Annotated in this window: 13 protein-coding genes; 3 read left to right on the top strand and 10 right to left on the bottom strand. The window is 59.2% G+C overall.

Annotated elements, in window-relative coordinates; translation table 11 throughout:
* Nucleotides 1–336: 336 nt before the first annotated feature.
* The 3 genes from AC0L3P_RS23560 to AC0L3P_RS23550 form a co-directional block, all read right to left on the bottom strand.
* The gene (locus AC0L3P_RS23560) at nucleotides 337–1,647 is read right to left on the bottom strand and encodes an adenylate/guanylate cyclase domain-containing protein (RefSeq protein ID WP_275170227.1); all 1,311 of its coding nucleotides are present in this window, start codon (nucleotides 1,645–1,647) and stop codon (nucleotides 337–339) included.
* 288 nt (nucleotides 1,648–1,935) lie between these two features.
* Nucleotides 1,936–3,108: an MFS transporter gene (locus tag AC0L3P_RS23555; protein ID WP_275170226.1), complete on the bottom strand. Its 1,173-nt coding sequence runs from the start codon at nucleotides 3,106–3,108 to the stop codon at nucleotides 1,936–1,938.
* Between the two features lie 43 nt (nucleotides 3,109–3,151).
* Complete coding sequence (locus AC0L3P_RS23550) at nucleotides 3,152–4,528, bottom strand: FAD-binding oxidoreductase (protein WP_473305484.1); 1,377 nt, start codon at nucleotides 4,526–4,528, stop codon at nucleotides 3,152–3,154.
* 110 nt (nucleotides 4,529–4,638) lie between these two features.
* Here AC0L3P_RS23550 and AC0L3P_RS23545 point away from each other — a divergent pair, with 110 nt between their 5' ends.
* Nucleotides 4,639–5,550 (top strand): LysR substrate-binding domain-containing protein, encoded by a 912-nt coding sequence (locus AC0L3P_RS23545; protein WP_473305481.1) that lies wholly within the window; start codon nucleotides 4,639–4,641, stop codon nucleotides 5,548–5,550.
* 226 nt (nucleotides 5,551–5,776) lie between these two features.
* Nucleotides 5,777–6,631: an arylamine N-acetyltransferase family protein gene (locus AC0L3P_RS23540; RefSeq protein ID WP_275170223.1), complete on the top strand. Its 855-nt coding sequence runs from the start codon at nucleotides 5,777–5,779 to the stop codon at nucleotides 6,629–6,631.
* Between the two features lie 296 nt (nucleotides 6,632–6,927).
* On the opposite strand, the gene AC0L3P_RS23535 is transcribed toward AC0L3P_RS23540, so the two are convergent.
* The 6 genes from AC0L3P_RS23535 to AC0L3P_RS23510 all read right to left on the bottom strand — a co-directional run bounded on the left by AC0L3P_RS23535 (nucleotide 6,928) and on the right by AC0L3P_RS23510 (nucleotide 14,242).
* A complete protein-coding gene (locus AC0L3P_RS23535; protein ID WP_275170222.1) occupies nucleotides 6,928–7,908 on the bottom strand; it encodes an ABC transporter substrate-binding protein in 981 nt (326 codons plus the stop codon).
* 321 nt (nucleotides 7,909–8,229) lie between these two features.
* Nucleotides 8,230–9,480 (bottom strand): adenylate/guanylate cyclase domain-containing protein, encoded by a 1,251-nt coding sequence (locus tag AC0L3P_RS23530; protein WP_473305474.1) that lies wholly within the window; start codon nucleotides 9,478–9,480, stop codon nucleotides 8,230–8,232.
* A complete protein-coding gene (locus AC0L3P_RS23525) occupies nucleotides 9,477–9,866 on the bottom strand; it encodes a response regulator (protein WP_275170220.1) in 390 nt (129 codons plus the stop codon). The genes AC0L3P_RS23530 and AC0L3P_RS23525 overlap by 4 nt, the downstream gene beginning before the upstream one ends.
* Nucleotides 9,838–12,426: a sensor histidine kinase gene (locus tag AC0L3P_RS23520; protein WP_275170219.1), complete on the bottom strand. Its 2,589-nt coding sequence runs from the start codon at nucleotides 12,424–12,426 to the stop codon at nucleotides 9,838–9,840. The genes AC0L3P_RS23525 and AC0L3P_RS23520 overlap by 29 nt, the downstream gene beginning before the upstream one ends.
* Nucleotides 12,427–12,556: 130 nt before the next feature.
* Nucleotides 12,557–13,552 (bottom strand): ABC transporter substrate-binding protein, encoded by a 996-nt coding sequence (locus AC0L3P_RS23515; RefSeq protein ID WP_275170218.1) that lies wholly within the window; start codon nucleotides 13,550–13,552, stop codon nucleotides 12,557–12,559.
* A gap of 246 nt (nucleotides 13,553–13,798) precedes the next feature.
* Nucleotides 13,799–14,242, bottom strand: coding sequence for a CBS domain-containing protein (locus AC0L3P_RS23510; protein ID WP_275170217.1), 444 nt, complete (start codon nucleotides 14,240–14,242; stop codon nucleotides 13,799–13,801).
* A gap of 433 nt (nucleotides 14,243–14,675) precedes the next feature.
* Between AC0L3P_RS23510 and AC0L3P_RS23505 the strand changes: the two genes are divergently transcribed.
* Complete coding sequence (locus tag AC0L3P_RS23505) at nucleotides 14,676–15,419, top strand: adenylate/guanylate cyclase domain-containing protein (protein WP_275170216.1); 744 nt, start codon at nucleotides 14,676–14,678, stop codon at nucleotides 15,417–15,419.
* Between the two features lie 71 nt (nucleotides 15,420–15,490).
* On the opposite strand, the gene AC0L3P_RS23500 is transcribed toward AC0L3P_RS23505, so the two are convergent.
* Nucleotides 15,491–16,051, bottom strand: a complete 561-nt coding sequence (locus AC0L3P_RS23500) for a P-loop nucleotide/nucleoside kinase family protein (RefSeq protein WP_275170215.1) — start codon at nucleotides 16,049–16,051, stop codon at nucleotides 15,491–15,493.
* Between the last annotated feature and the right edge of the window lie 447 nt (nucleotides 16,052–16,498).

The raw sequence follows: 16,498 nt of genomic DNA, 5'->3' as shown, positions 1-16,498 counted from the left end.
CATGGTGGTGGACCGGGTTGAACGATGCAACGCACGTTTAAACGGCCCCAGCCGCAGGTTGGGAGAAACAGCCGGGGCCGTGCATTCCCATGCCATGTGCCGTAATCAGCGGTAATCGGCACGCCTCAAGCTTCACACGCACATGCTAACAAGCTATTTCGCGGTCCGGCGTCGGAAGGGCATGTACTCACTATGCTGCTGGCCGCCTGATGTCCGCTTTACCGCCAACATCGGCCCAAGAGCGGTGGGCTCCGAGGTCGCAGATGGGCCATAAGGGGGACATCGGGCGATGGCGTCTCAGCTTTTTAAGGCGGAATCGGCGACCCCGGAACTCATTCAGGCGATGGCTGCGAATAGGCGCATGGGCTCGGAAAGACCCTTCAGCTCGGCCGGTCCGCGATCGACGAACTTGAGCCCAGCGCCTGCCACTAGGTCTTTCACCGTACTCGACGCCAGAACTTCGCTCGCTTTCGCATGCTGAGCTACACGTGCTGCGATGTGAACAGCAATGCCGCCCACATCGTCGCCCATCATTTCAACCTCACCGGTATGGACGCCGGTCCGCACTTCGAGATCGAGCGGCCGCACCGCGTTGACGATCCTCTGGGCACAGCGGACGGCGCGCGCCGGGCCGTCGAACAGTGCCAGAAATCCGTCGCCTGTCGTCTTAACTTCGCGTCCGCGATGCCGCTCCAGTTCGGAACGCACCGCCGCATGATGCGCTTCCAGAGTTGAACGCCACTGCCTGTCGCCCACCAACGAGGCCCTCCTTGTCGAATCGACGATATCGGTGAACAGCACAGTCGAGAGGACGCGATCAACCTCGACGGCAGTAGCGGACACACCCATGAACTGTCTGATCTCCTCGACAAGCCGATCCTGATCTCCTGACCATGGAAGGTGATCGCTACCCGGTAGTTCGATGTAGCGTGCGTCAGAAATTCCCTCTCCAAGCTCGCGGCCGGCGAGTGCGCGAATGCGTACATCGTCGCGCCGATGCATAACCAGCGTAGGAACATGGATCGACGGCAGGATGGCCGTTACATCGATCTCGCGGTTCATACGCATCAGGTTGATCACATCAGACGGGCTGGCCGCCGAGCGCTCGAACTTAGCGAAGCGCTCCATGGCGCCGGGAACTGCGGCTGAAGACGGGGAGAAACTGGGCAGACTCTTGCCGGTTCCCCAGTTGGCTCGGATATCGCGCTCCAATCCCGCGAAATCGTCAAACGGAACGGAGGCGCCCACCGTGCGCGCATACGTGCCGAACAGGAGGAGACCGGCGACCTGTTCAGGATAAGTCGCCGCGAACAGGATCGACATCGGCCCGCCCTCCGAGACACCGAACAAGTACGCCCTCTTAGAACCCGCGGCGTCGAGCACGGCGCGGATATCGTCGATCCTTTCATCGAGATGCGGGACACCGACGCCACGATCACTGAGACCCGTGCCGCGTTTGTCGAAGCGGATCAGTCGCGAGAACGAGCCGAGTTCGTTAAGGAAGCGCGCCGCATGGGGATTCTCCCACGACAGCTCAAGATGCGATACAAAGCCGGGCGTCATGAGCAAATCCGGACCGTCCTGTCCGGATATTTGGTACGCGACGAAGACCTCGCCGCTCGTCACATAGCGCGTGTCGACAACCATGGCTTTTCCGTCGGCCTAGCCCCTTGGGTAGCCTACGGCTAACGGCCAAGCAGTGCAATTGATCGGATAGGCTCATTGCAGTGTGGGAATGGCCTCAGCTGCTCATGTTCGCTGAGGGTCCGCGGCAGACCTCAGTCGGAGCGTTGCACAGGTCGGCTTTGGGTCCAGAATGCGAAGATTTCAACGCAAGCGAATCCGATCCGCCATGCCTCGCTGAGCGGACCTCTTGGCGCGCCACCGCTACTTCGGCGGTAGGCCCAAAAGCAGACCTTTCCGACGTGGTCTAAGTTATTGCTCTGACGATCCCTGAGCGGCTTGGAAAAGGATCAATGCTAGAACACACAAGATCAACATCGCCGCGGCAAAAACCATTGGCGCAGCGGCACTTCCCGCGTAGTCGCGAGCAAGTCCGGCTCCTGTTGGCAAGATCGCCATCGCTGCATAGTACCATGTGTAGTAAACGCCCATCCCGCCCGCGCGCGCCTCGGGCCGCAACGCCTGAGCGGGAAGTGCCATAATCAGTCCGGGCGGCACTCCCATACCGAGCACGATCAGAGCAAACGCAGCAAGTAAGCCGACGCCGGACGCAAATGGCACTACCAGCAAGCCAACTCCTGTGACTGTGAACGATGCCAGCATTGCAAGGTCGGGACGTCCGAATCGTTCGACAAAAGCACTCGCTAGAGGGATCGCTGGAATCAGCGTCCAGCCTATCAAGCTCACGACCAAATTTGCCTGCACCAGCGAGAAGCCATGCCGCCCAAATAACTCTGGCCCAAAACTGACCACTACAATGTAGGCCACGTTGAACAGTGCCCAAATCGCGCCGGCTATACAAACGAGAGTCCATTCGCGCCGATTGAGGTCAAGTTTGAGTCTCATCCGCGATGAGGACGTTACTCCTGGGGGCTCCTGATAAAATAGCGCGACCAATACAAATCCCGCCAGCACGCACATTGTGCTCGCGTGCATAATCGCGGCCCAGCCGTGCTCCGCGCCAAGTGATCCGAAAACCAGTAGTCCGAGCGCAATGCCAAGTGGCCAACTTGAAACCAGCGTACCCATGGCGGTCGCGATTTCACGTCCCGAGAACCAGTCTGCGACCATCTTCGTGGCCAATACGTTGAACAGTACGGCTCCCCCACCGAGCACCGTGCGCCCCACCGCCGCCAATAGAAACGATTGACCAAACCCCATGACAGTGCCACCCACTGCCATCAGGAAAAGACCGGTGAGCGCGACACGCTTGGCGCCGAGGTTTTGACCGAGCACCCCGCCTGGTATCGCAATCGCCACGCCAGGCAATGAATGCAGACCGATCAAAAGCCCAAGCGCGGCATAATCGATGACCAGCGCTGCGATAAGGAAGGGGCCGGCGGAAGCCACCGCCTGGAACTGAATTGCGAGCGCTGTGCGTGCAAGAAAAAGCACGAGCAGAATTAGCCATCGCCTATCAGGCATATACGATATCGCCCCTTTTGGCCCGCAACAGACGGCATTTCAATCACGCTGACGGCCTGATGTTTTGGTTCATTCGGAAAAAGTTCTTGGGATCGTACTTGCTCTTCAGCTCGCGAAGGCGACGGTAGTTCGATCCGTAGGCAGCAGGAACCGGATCCATGCCTTCATCATCACCGAGATAGTTGACGTATTTGCCGCTCGCTGCGAAGGGCTCCATCTGCGCGTAAGTATCGCGCGTCCAGGCGATGCAGCGATCGGTCATCGCGACATCCAGCCATTGAGTTAGGATCAGGAAGTTGTAACCCTCCTGGCGATGCGGGAATGCCGTTTCCTCGACGCCGACGCGAGCTGCAGCACCGTGGATGTGCTCGATAACAAGCTGCCCCATGGGGGTTGGGCAGCGCGCGAAGCAGTCAATCATTGTCCGGAGGGCGTCATCACTGAGCTCTCGCAGGAACGTCGACTTCCAGTAGTTGAACGCGCCCTTCGGATATGCTGTATCCAGCATGCTGTTGAGCTCGCAGTACGCCATCGGCCCAATCCCGTCCATCGCCGGCGTGTCGAACTGCTTGAGCGGGCGCATCGCCAGTTCGCCGGCTGCGAGAGACCCACAATGACACGTCACCATCGCCGCCAGCTTCACGCCCGAGCCGTCAGGCGCATGAGCCAGCGTGGCGAAAAGGATCTGCTCGTCCGGGAGCGACGACGTGCGCTCGCGATACAGCGAAAGCACGTCACGGCTGCGATCGAACGGGTATGCGATCAGGCCACCCGTGATGGTGGGGCCTACGGAGTGCAGCTGATATTCCAGGGTGGTGGCGATGCCAAAGTTGCCGCCGCCGCCACGCGCCGCCCAGAATAGGTCCGGCTCCTCCGTCTTGCTGGTGCGTATCAATCCGCCCAGTGCATTGACCAGCTCAAGTGAGGCAAGGTTGTCGAGAGCCAGGCCGTATTTGCCCATGAGCCAGCCGAGACCGCCGCCAAGGGTCAGCCCCGCGATTCCGGTGCTCGATACGATTCCTCCCGTAACGGCCAGGCCGTGCCGCTGGGTTTCGCGATTTAGCTCCGCCCAGGTGACACCGCCCTGTGCATGAACCCTTCGGCGTTCCAGGTCGACCTTGATTGCCTTCATCAGCGACAGATCGATCATCACCCCGCCGTCGATCGTTGCGCGCCCCGCCACGTTGTGACCGCCACCGCGGACCGCAACTTCGAGTCCAAGTCTTTGCGCGAGCCTGATCGCATCGGCGACATCTGCGGTATCGCTACATTGAGCGATGAGCGCTGGCCGCTTATTGACCAGCCCATTGTGGACCTTTCTTGCCTCCTCGTAGCCCGCATCTCCCGGCCGCATAAGCGTGCCGCGAAAGGTTTTGCCAAACTCCGCCGCCTCAGCGGCAACCGATCGAACCACCGTCATCGTGCGCTGTCCCTTCGTTTGTGCTCCATCACTTCTCACACCCTCATCGCGCGGAAGGCAAACTCAAAGAATTTGGCTTGAAGATGAATCCTATTCATCTAGGATGAGACATGACCAAGTTGCCGCCGCTTATCGAGCTCCGCGCGTTCGAGGCTGCCGCGCGACACCTCAGCTTCAAGAAAGCTGCGGCCGAACTCGGCGTCACGCCGACTGCTATCAGCCACCAAGTCCGGTTACTGGAGCGATATTGCGGGAAGGTGCTGTTCCGGCGCAGACCGAGACCACTGTCGTTGACAGATGCCGGCACTCGGCTCTTTCCAGTCGTACGCGACGGTCTCGAAGGGTTCGCCACCGCGCTCAGCACGATCAGGCGCAAGGACGATCGACAGGCCCTTCGTATCACGACAACGAACGCTTTTGCCGCTCAATGGCTTGTGCCACGCCTGCCGCACTGGAGAAAACAGCGCCCAGATGCACCACTTGATATCATCGGCACCGACACTATCATTGACTTGTCTGCGGGAGACGCGGACGTGGCGATCCGCTATGCCACCTCCCGCCAAGCGCCGCGAGAGGGCATTGCAGAAGAGTTTTTGAGCGACACGTATTGGCCAGTCTGCAGCCCTGACTTGCTTCCCGCCGGAGGCCGGCTGAAAAATGCGGCCGATCTTCGGAAGCATGTCCTCGTTCATTCCTATTGGTTTCCGTCTGATATCGAACCACCTACCTGGCAGCGATGGCTCTCCGTCGCCAGGCGCAGGTGGCGCAACCTGCCCGACTTCACGGACATGCAGCATCTGAGTTTTCGAGAGGAGCTTCACGCGATCGAGGCGGTCGTCGGGGGCCAGGGTGTGGGGATTTTTAGCGACGTGCTTGTGGCAGCCGAACTTGCATCCGGCGCGCTTGTAAGGGTATTTGACCTAAGTTTACCCGGATATCGCTTTCACGTCGTCCGCCGGACAAGCCATCCCCGCGAAAGGATCATTCGCGCATTCTCCGCCTGGTTGCTATCAGTTCGATAGACTCGGATGAACACCGCACACGAACGCGCAGATGCATGTCCGCTAAGGTCGAGCGCTCGGCCGCAAACTTCTGGCAGCCCTTGTCAGCCGACATGCAGCAGCACCGCTTCAAAGGAAGCGATCGGCCAAAAGCTGCCATCCCGGCCTCGGGCAGCGCACAGAGGCGGTCTGGGACGCCGGGCCCAAAAAATGGCAACATGCGTGCCAGACACCCGGAGTAAGCGAGATGTCCGACGCACACCTCGATCAGAAAGCCTGGCTTGCGCGCATCGGCTATGCTGGGCCGCTCACACCAACGCTTGAGACTCTAGATCAACTTATTTTCGCACACTCGCACTCAATCCCCTACGAAACGCTCGATATCATGCTCGGGCGTCCGCCCAAACTCGACGTGCATACGCTCGAACAGAAGATGATTGCCAGTAAACGCGGGGGATACTGCTTTGAACAGAACATGCTCTTCCGAGCCGGACTTCGGTCGCTCGGCTATAGCATCACAAGCTTACAAGGGCGTGTCGTGCGGGGGCTGGAGATCGACGCACCGCGCCCAGCCATCCACATGTTGTTGAAAGTGGATTTTCCTGAAGGCACTTATCTAGCGGACGTCGGGTTCGGTAACCTCGCGCCGACCTGCGCGCTCAGGCTCGTGCCGCAAATCGAACAAGAGACACCCCACGAGGTCATGCGCTTTATCGATGTTGGCGGCGAGCTGACGCTCCAGGCGCGGCTTAAGCATGGCTGGCAGCACATTTATCGGGTCATTCCTTATCCACGTTACGATAGCGAATACGAGATCACCAATTGGTACACGGCGACCCATCCAGAAACCCCTTACCAAGGGAATATCATCGTGGCGAGGCCGGGGCCGAACAGGAGCCGCATCACCATGTACAACGCGCGCGTTACCGTCCGGGACGCAGAGGGGCATGCGGAGAAGCGCTGGCTGGCGACTGAGAACGAGTTCAGAGACGTGCTGCGCGGTGAATTCGGACTAAATATGTCGGATGAGCAAATCGATAAGTGCGTCGCGGTTATGAAGGCGAAAGGAACAGGAGACGCTCCTCACCCCTTCTTTGCTTAAGCTATCGTCGACGTCTGGATGGGTCAAAGCGGACTCAGCTCCATGAATGAGGTGGCCACTGCTAGAAAAGGGTCAACTTGGAGTCGAAAAGAGCCTTGCCGAGCTCGCACGGCCTCTCTTTGGCTCACCTCTCGGAAGCACCCGCTGCTGTATTCTGAGCTAAGTCGGTCACGGGCAAATCCTGATTAAAGCGCAGCAGACTGGTTCAAACACGCTTAGCTCGGGTCGAGGTTTGGCACTCTTTGGACCTCAACCTTCGCGCCAGTCGGGACATGCTCTGCCCCTCCAGAAGCGGTCTATTCGATGACTTCATTGGCGCGCGCGAGCAATGACATCGGGACGGTTATGCCGATCGTATTCGCGGTCTTAAGGTTGACGATCAGCTGAACTGCCGTGGATTGTACTACCGGCAAATCTGCCGGCTTGTCGCCCTTTAGGATCCGACCCGTGTAAGTGCCCGCCAGACGATAGACATCTTCAACATTTCCGCCATAGCTCACCAGCCCTCCGGCCTCGGCATACTCACGCCTGTCGAAAATCGTGGAAATTGCGTAGCGTTTTGCCAGATCGACGAGTTGGGCGCGCCGGCTGAATAGAAACGCATCCGTGTCGACGAGAAGAGCACTTCTCCTTCGTTCACCGAGTTCTGCAAGAGCTACATCGATTTCGCCTTCAGTTGTTGCATTCACCGTATCGAGTTGCAGCCCGATGCTGCGAGCCGCCGCTTCCAACGCCTCGGACTGAGTTTTCGCGTTGGGATTCACTGGGTTAACCAGCGCGGCAACAACGCTTGCGTTCGGGAGCAGTTCATGAAGCAGCTCCAGCCGCTTTGAAACCACCTCGACATTCAACGTGACCGCGCCGGTCACGTTGCCTCCGGGTCGGTCCAGGCTGGCAACAAGCCCTAACTCAACAGGATCGCTGCTGGTCGTAAAGACGATGGGAATTTGCGCGGTTGCCTTCTTTGCCACCAGGTTCGCAGGGGTGCTTGTCGCGACGATAACGGCGACGCGCCGGCCAACCAGATCAGCCGCCAACGCCGGCAGCCGATCGTAGTGGCCTTCCGCCCACCGGTACTCGATCGCGACGTTCTGCCCCTCAACGTAGCCGGTTTCGGCAAGCCCACGGCGAAATGCCGCGACGAAGTGGCCATATCCCTGCGGCGATGTGCCATTGATGAATCCAATGACTGGCATCATCGGCTTCTGCGCCCACGCCGCAAGCGGCCAAACGGCAGCGGCGCTGCCGAATAACGAGACGAACTCGCGCCGCTTCATGTGATCATCCTGTTGGGATTGCCGGTGACGCAGCACCTTGCGCTTAAAAAACGGAGAATGGAACAGCTTATAAGGAAAGCCGCGGTTGCGATCCCAAGAAGACGTTTCGGCCAAAGTGCGGAGGGAGTTGAGCGGAGCAACTCTAGTCCGCCCTTGCCTTCTTAAGCTGACCTCACGAGGTGCGCGGCTACTGCGCTGATGCGCCAGAGCGGTTGTCGCGAGACTAAGGAAACAGGAAGGTGGACGCGCCTGCCATCGAGATCTTAATGCCGCCAAATAATTGTTGAAGCGTGGACAATCTTTGGGCGCGGTGCGGGACTCTTACTCAAACTGAATGCGGGTGCCCTTGGCACCGTTGAGTAACCGCTTGAGATGAAATCCGGCCAGCGCGTCGTCGGCATGCAGGCCGACCAGTGCAGCAAAGGCCGGCATCGCCGTTGCATCGCCGGCCTCCAGCCTGGCGAAGGCCTCGACATATTGCGCGGTGGAAGGCGCCCTGAACGCCACGTCCTGAAGCGGCTCAAAAGCACGGAGCGGCTCGCTGCGTCCGCGCAACATAATTTCACCGACGGGTCGTCCCTGAAAATTGCCGGCGGCTTGGGCTGCCGCTGCACTGACGCAAATTCGGGTGCCGAGATACTTGTTGGCTGCCTCGAGCCGGGCTGCGGTATTGATGGTATCGCCGTAGGCGGTGTAGTCGAAGAACCGACTGCCGCCAAAGTTGCCGACCAGCGCGGCCCCCGCATGGACACCGATGCGCGTGGCACCAAACTCAACCCCCTTTTTTTTCCAGCGTTCTCGGAACATTTGGGCTCGGATGTCGAGGTTATGAGCGCAGCTAATGGCTCGTTGGGCATAGTCGGGCTGTTCGCCTGGAGCATTGAACAGCACCTGGATCGCGTCACCTATCACCTTGGCGACTGTGCCTTCATGAGCGAACACCACATCAGTCATACCGCCCACATATTCGTTGAGTAGCGCGCCCAGCACTCCCGGAGCTACAGTCTCTATGAGCGGGGTAAAGTTGGTGACGTCGGTGAAGATAGTTGCAATCTCCCGCCAGTGCACCTCCATACCGTCGCCGTCGCCTATCCCCGCGAGACGGCTCGCTATCTGTGGCGAAAAATAACGAGATAGCGAGGCGTGAGCGCGTTCGGCTTCGAGCTGGCGGCGGCGGGCCTCGCGCATCGTCCGGACGTGACTGATGGTCTTGTTGATCGTCATTTCAAGGTCGTCGAAATCGATCGGCTTGGTCAGGAAGTCGAACGCACCGCGGTTCATAGCCGTTCGAATGTTGCTCATGTCGCCGTAAGCAGAGACGATGATGGTCGATTTCTTGTCCTCCGGCTCCTGCAGCTTGGCCAGCAGCGACAGCCCGTCCATCCTGGGCATATTGATGTCGGATACCACCATGTCGACATGCGGATGCTGCTCAATCGATGCTAACGCCTCGATGCCGTCACGCGCGAATACGAACGCCATTGCTCCTTCACGGATCTGGCGACGAAATTTCTGCAGCACCAGCGCCTCGAGATCAGGCTCATCATCGACGACCAGGATAGTCGCGGTCATGCAGCTTGACCCAGTCGACTATCGATTTCGATCCGGAGCAGCGCGAAGTCAATCGGCTTGGTCAGCAGGCCGACCGCACCGTTCTCGATGGCCTTGCGGCGCGTTTCGGCATCGCCGTAGGCAGTGATCATGATCACGGGCACATCAGGGCGCTGGGCACGTACTTTCGGCAGCATCTCGAGTCCGCTCATGCCGGGCATGTTGATGTCGGAGAGGATCAGGATCAGCGAAGGATCCCTGACCTCGGCGGCACGCGCCAACGCTGTGGCCGCCGACGGGGCGAATTCCATCTGGAAGCGGCCGGTTTTCAGATCGCGGCGGAACTGCTGACGAAACATGGGCTCGACGTCGGGCTCGTCATCCACGACGAGTATGTAAACGCTCAATTGTCCCTCCGTTGGTCGTCGGTGCTGTCCTGCTTCTGGGCAGCGTAATAATGAATTCGGTAAATGCGCCGGGCTCGGTGGCGACGTCGATTGTACCGCCATGCTGCTTCACGATGATGTCGTGGCTCATTGACAGTCCCAGGCCGGTGCCTTCGCCCGCCGGCTTGGTTGTGAAGAAAGGATTGAAGATCTTCTCCTTCACCTCCGGAGGAATGCCGGTGCCGTTGTCCCGGAACCGTATTTCTACCTTGCTGCCCAAGCTCCTGGTCACGGCGCTCAAGATGGGTTCGAAGTTTTCGTCACACGTCTCCTTGCGCTTTGCGGCGGCATAGAACCCGTTCGAGATCAGGTTGAGGAAGACCCGAGTAATCTCCTGCGCATAGACGTCGATCTGGCCCGCGGCGGGATCGAGGTCGCGCTCGAGCGTGATGTTGAAGCCCGCCTTCTCGGCGCGTGCGCCGTGGAAGGCGAGATTGAGGCTTTCCTCTACGATCGCGTTGATGTCGGTGGGCCGGTGCTCACCCGAGCCTTCGCGGGAATGCAGCAGCATGTTCTTGACGATCGAATCGGCTCGCCTGCCGTGCTGCACCACCTTTTCCAGGTTGCCCTTCAGCATAAGGGTGAGTTCATCGACTCCCTCGCGGGTCTCGCCATCGAGCGCCGCCGGCTGCAGAAGGTCGTTCAGCTCTCCAATCAATTCCCCCGACAAAGCAGCGAAATTGTTGACGAAATTGAGCGGGTTCTTGATCTCATGGGCGATGCCAGCGGTCAGCTGGCCGAGCGAAGCGAGCTTTTCGGTCTGCACCAGCCGGTCCTGCGCAGTGCGCAACTCCTCGAGCGACCGTGCGAGTTCTTTGGTCCGCGCCTGAACCTCGTCGAACAGCCGGACGTTTTGAATGGCGATAACGGCCTGGTCCGCGAAGGTGGTGATGAGCTCGATCTGCTTTTCGCTGAAGGGGCGCTTCTCCCGCCGCGTCAGGACGAACACGCCTATCGGCACGCCTTCACGTAGTAACGGAACAGCAATTCTTGATTGCGCTGGATCCGGATCTCCTCGCAGCGGCGAAACACCATCGTTGAGTACTGTCGTTTTAGCTTCGGACAAAGCGCGTCCAACTGCTGTCGCTCCGCCCGCCGTGAAACGATAGGCTTCCAGAAACTTCCGTTTTTTAACGCTAAGCCCGCAACTTGCCGCCAGTCCGAAGGCATCGTCTCTGGGTTGCAGAATGAGCCCTTCATCTGCCTCGCACAGTCGTGCTGCCGACTGCACGAGCGTATCGAGCACCGTTTGTAAATCGAATGTCGAGCGGCTGATGACCTTGAGAACGTCGGCCGTTGCGGTCTGCTGTTGCAGTGCCTCGCTCAATTCCGAAGTGCGCTGCTCGACCTTGTTCTCAAGGTCCGCATAGGATTCCTGAAGCCGCGTACCCATCTTGTTGAATTGATTCGCAAGACTTTCGAGTTCATCGCCGGTCGTGATCGAGATACGCTGAGCGAAATCGCCATCGCCAATTCGTTCCGCGCCAGCGCTTAATGCCCTGATCGGACCAACCATACGGCGGGCCAGAAAAACTCCGGCTAGAATGGCAAAGATCAATGCGCCGGCGAGTACGATGGAAAGGCGCTGCAGCGCCAGATACAGCGACGAATAGGCTTCATTGACCGGTAGCTCTACAAACATGGTCCAGCCCAGCGGCACGATCGGCGCGGACGCTGTCAGCACCTCTTGGCCCTGAATATTCAGCGAGCCCTGCAGCGCATCGGCGTCGTTTGCACTGCCGGCCTGGGCAGCCTGCACCTGCACCAGCTTCGACATGTCGGTGTTACGCAGCACCAAACTGATGTCTGGGTGCGCAATCAGCCGTCCTTCCGAACCCACCACATAGGCATGCCCGCGTTCGCCGACCTTGATTTGCGAGACCACTTCCCAGATGAGCTTCAGATTGACCTCGGCGATGCTGACGCCGGCGTCCTTGCGGGTGCCGGCCAGCGACAGAGTCATGTAGGGCTCGGAATCCCGGCGGAAGTAGACAGGGCCGTAATAGACCTTGTTGGCAACCGCTTCGGTGAACTTCGGATCCTTGGACAGGTCGAGGCCGGAGTCCACGACATCCATGGCGAGGCGCGAGACCCGCAAACGCTCCTTGCCCGTCGAGTCGATTTGCGACAGTTCGGTAACGGCCGGCACCTGCCGCAGCAGCCTAAGGGCATCAAAACGCCGGTCCTGCAGCGAGCCCGCCGACCACGGTAGCTGCGTGGTCCAGCCGAGCTGGCTTTCGATTTCCTTAATAAACTGGCCGATCTTGGCCGCGGCGGCCTCGGCCTGCTCGTGCTGAATCCGGATCAGGGCCGCCTTGTGCTCGCGGTAATAGAAGAAAACTTCGAAAATCCCGTTCGAAAGCAGCGCGACTCCCACCACGACCACGAACAGCGCGACGTATTTGGCGAACAGGCGGGCACGGACTTTCGGCGGCGCTGACTGCACAGCAGGCGCGTCCGGCCGGGCGGAAGCCGCCAGCGTCCGTCCTTCCGACGTGTCCGGTTGGAGGGAAATGCTCATCCCAGCCACGTTATCAAGAGGAATTGGGATTGTCGTCCGCGGGAGCCACGAAAACGCCTAAGCCGCGACGAACCGACCTGGCCGTTCCCCAATAACTTGGTGGCTCCCACCAACTCCGGACCAATTGCTTTCACTCGAGTACCCCGTCGGCGCGAGCGAGCAGCGCGGCAGGAATTTCGATGTCAAATGTCTTTGCAGTTTTGAGGTTGATAAAAAGTTCAAACTTGGTGGGTTGTTCGACTGGCAAGTCAGCAGGCTTCGCGCCTTTGAGTATCCTATCCACGTAGGCGACGCAGCGCCGGTTGGAGTCGATAATGTCCGCTCCATACGACATCAACCCACCGAGTTGTACAAACTCCTTGCCCATAGCCATTGTAGGCAGCCGATGCTCTGCCGCGAGGTCGACAATGCGCTTTCGTTGGTTGAAAAGCATGGGGCTCGGAAATATGAGAAGGGCATCGGCACGCTCTCCAGCAACCGCAGAAAACGCGCGATCCAAATCGTCGGGGACGTGCACAGCAACAAGTCGAAGGTGCACTGCCAAGGTGAGTGCCGCCTCGTTTGCTTCGTTCATCATGTCGTTCATCGTGCGCTTGCCGTAGGCGCCGGGATGCCAGAGCGCCGCGACTTGCGAAGCCGTGGGTAGCGCTTCCTTGAGCAGGGCTAGGCGCTTAGGGACAAGCTGCGGTCCAAGGAAAGTTAAACCAGTGATGTTCCCTCCCGGTCGAGCGAGAGTAGCAACGAGGCCGTCTCCGACAGGATCGCCCATAACCGGCACCACGATCGGAATATTGCTGGTCACTTGCTGCACGGCACGCGCGGCGAGCGAATTCGATGCGACGATAAGATCGACATTAAGGCGCATCAGTTCACTTGCCAGAGCCGGAAACCGCTCGACCTTCAAGTCCGCCGCTCGGACCTCTACGAACACGTTTCGACCAGCGATATAGCCGTATTCGCGTAGTCCCTGATCGAAGGCTTCGAGAATTGCGCGCGCCTCGGGAGATTCAAGCGAACCCGTCACTAGGAACCCAATTCGAGGTACGTTTTTGGGCTGCTGCGCCAATACCGCCAGCGGCCACGCTGCTGCTCCGCCAATAACACCAAAAACGTCTCGCCGCTTCATGGGCTCCCTCATCGTCGGGAAGAAGCATCGTATCGGCTAAAACGAGTACAATGATAGGGCAAACCAGCTTCGCTATCGCAAATTGAGACCGACTCACGTCCGGTTCGGGTCACAAGCCGCCCTTGGTAGGCTTTTTCACCTTGGTCGGCCCATCTCCGGAAAGCGGAAATTGCGGCTCTTCGGGCGACGGTCAGCAGCGGGCACACAAGCAGACATACGCAGGGCGACGGCACCGTGGTTTGTCTGTCAGCCTCCGGGGCCGTCCTTCATGATGTAACCCATCAAGTCGTCCACGTTGTGCTCCAAGTCCCGGATGATGTTCTTGACAACATCTCCGATCGAAATGACGCCCACGACCCTGCCCGCGTCCAGCACTGGGAGGTGGCGAAAACCGCGCGCAGCCATAATCGCCATGCAGGCGTCTAGCGGATCGTCCGGCTTGATCGTTACCGGCTTGCCCGTCATTACCTGGCCCACCGGCGTCTGCCTCGCATCGAGCCCGGGCAGCAGCACTTTGATGGCGCAGTCACCTTGAGTCACGATGCCGACCAGCATGTCGTCGTCGATGACCAGCACCGACCGAACCCGGTTGTCGCGCATCTGGCGCAAGGCTTCGATGACCATGTCGCTGGAACGTACATGGATCAGGGTGCCGCTCTTCTGCGTCAGCGCGCTTTTTACCGTGCTCATTGAACTGCCCTCGTGGGTCTTTGTCCTGCCCATTTGATGGACCGCATTGAAGGATAGTCGAAATGACTTGCCTCGTCAGCACCGCGATGCCGAAGACCTTGAATGGGTGGAGCAGGGTACCACAAGGTTCTGGCGTTCTAAGCACGTGCACCGGTTCAAGGGCCGTTATGGATCAAAACGCACAGCCCCGGCCAGACTGAACCACTTCCGATCTGCCTTCCGAGACATCTCGCCGGAACGCCCGCCCAACATCCATGGGGCTGATGTGCTGCGCAAGCAGATCGCACAACGCTCGCAGGCCCATTGAACCGCAGCAGCTGGCCATTTCCGGTTTCTCTCGTCAAAATGACCGGATTTCGGACATGCCGGATTCGGCATCTTCGTGGCCGTCTGTTAGAATGAAAATAAATGGGCGGCCGGTGAGAAGAATGCGATGGACCTGCAGCAACATTCGACCATCTGCAAAGGATGCTGGCAAAACCTGCACCTCCCAGTGGTTTTACGTGGCCCGTTAGCGATCCCCTTTCGCGTTCTCGGCCTCCGACCAAGCCGGATGAATCCCAACACCTGCACCTTTTGCGAACTCGCCTTTACGCGAATCATGAAAGCCCGCAACGTCACGATCGATGCAACCGTGCTCTTCGCGGACCTGCGCGGGTATACGGCAGCGTCTCAGTCAGTGACATCGCGCGAGATGTCTACAACCCTTGATGCTTTCTACGATGAATGCGCCGAAGCAATCTGGCAGCACGATGGTTTGCTGAACAAGACGATTGGTGACGCCATCATGGCCGTCTTCAATTTTCCAATCAGACAAGAAGGTCATGCAGCGCAGGCGGTCCAAGCCGCCCGACAGATGCAGCAACGCTGGCGCGGCCGGCACGCGGACCTCGTGAGTGGACTCGGCTTAGATGAAGGAAGCCTGAGCATTGGCATCGGCATCAGCAGCGGCGATGTCAGCTTTGGTGAGTTCGGTCACTCGCATCGGGACCTTACCGCGATCGGCACGGTGGTAAATACCGCCGCCCGCGCGCAATCTGCTGCCCGTGGAGGACAGATACTGGTCACGAAATCTGTTCGCGATCGGTGTCCGACGGGCATCGTCCAAAGCGAGGGAACCACATACAGCTTAAAGGGGCTTGGGGCGCCCATCGAACTATACGATGCCGGGACATAGGAAGGTGTGGCGTCCGCCCCGGTCAAGAGCTACCCGGACGGTCCCTAAACCCGGCTTCCGGTTTGCCCCCGTCAACGGACATCAATCGACCGGCTCGGCTCGCCTGTTTCGGGCCAAGAGGAGACTAACCACTCTTGGCGCGAACATGCGTCGAGCAGGTGATCGAGCGAGCTAACGGCCGTATCGAGCACCAGGTGTTCTCGATCCCACGATTCATAGTCTCGGTTCACTACCTCAGCCCACGTTGGCAGCTTGAGGCCGCTGAGGTCTGAGGTGCGCGTTTCCACTCGCTGCCGATGCACGATCAGGTCGCTGCAAACCACTTCAATCTCAACGACGCATGCCGACTTCTGAGCGGCGATCTGTCGCCATCCGACGCGGCTTACCAGGACTGGATTTACGCAGTCTGCGACAACGACACGACCAAGCTCGAAATTTTCAGCCGCGAGTGCGATGGCTACCACATAGCCCATCGTGCCGACCGTATGACCTGCGGTCCGTAGTGTCTGCTCAACGGCATCGATATGAAGGTACGTGGCCGCGAGACGTCTGGTCAGCTCCCGAGAAACTGTTGTCTTGCCCGTGCCGGGAAGGCCGCCAAAGACTATCAGCGTAGGTGCATGGCTTGTCATGCGACATCATCGGCCGGTATTCAGAAGTCCGGTCACCAGCGGTCCTCCACCGGCTGCGCGCGGCAGGTCAGCTAGTGCCAGAAACCGTCATTTCGGCCAGCTGCCGCCGCTTGGATCTCAGCGACCCCCATGCCGGACAGGGAAGCGCAACGGGATTTGGCTGGGCACCCGCGTTGGCTCTGGACGGGCTGGGCATTGCCGCGGTGCGTGGATTTGCCCCGGCGGCCTTCCTCTGGCGGGCAGATGGGCCGTAGCGATTTCCGACCACCTTTCGAGTTTTCGCGCGCGGCGGATGTAGCCTGACATGCCTGCTTACCTAATGAAATCCGGCTCTTTCTGTTGACTCGCATCGCGAATGGAGAAATCCTTCAAAACGCAATTGCCATTGCCAATCTCAGCAGTACGAACTTCGGCGCCCTCGGTTTTATCGGCGCCATCTGACCAGAT

This window comes from Bradyrhizobium sp. WSM4874 (assembly GCF_055811835.1).
This window is presented reverse-complemented; position numbering and strand designations above follow the sequence as displayed.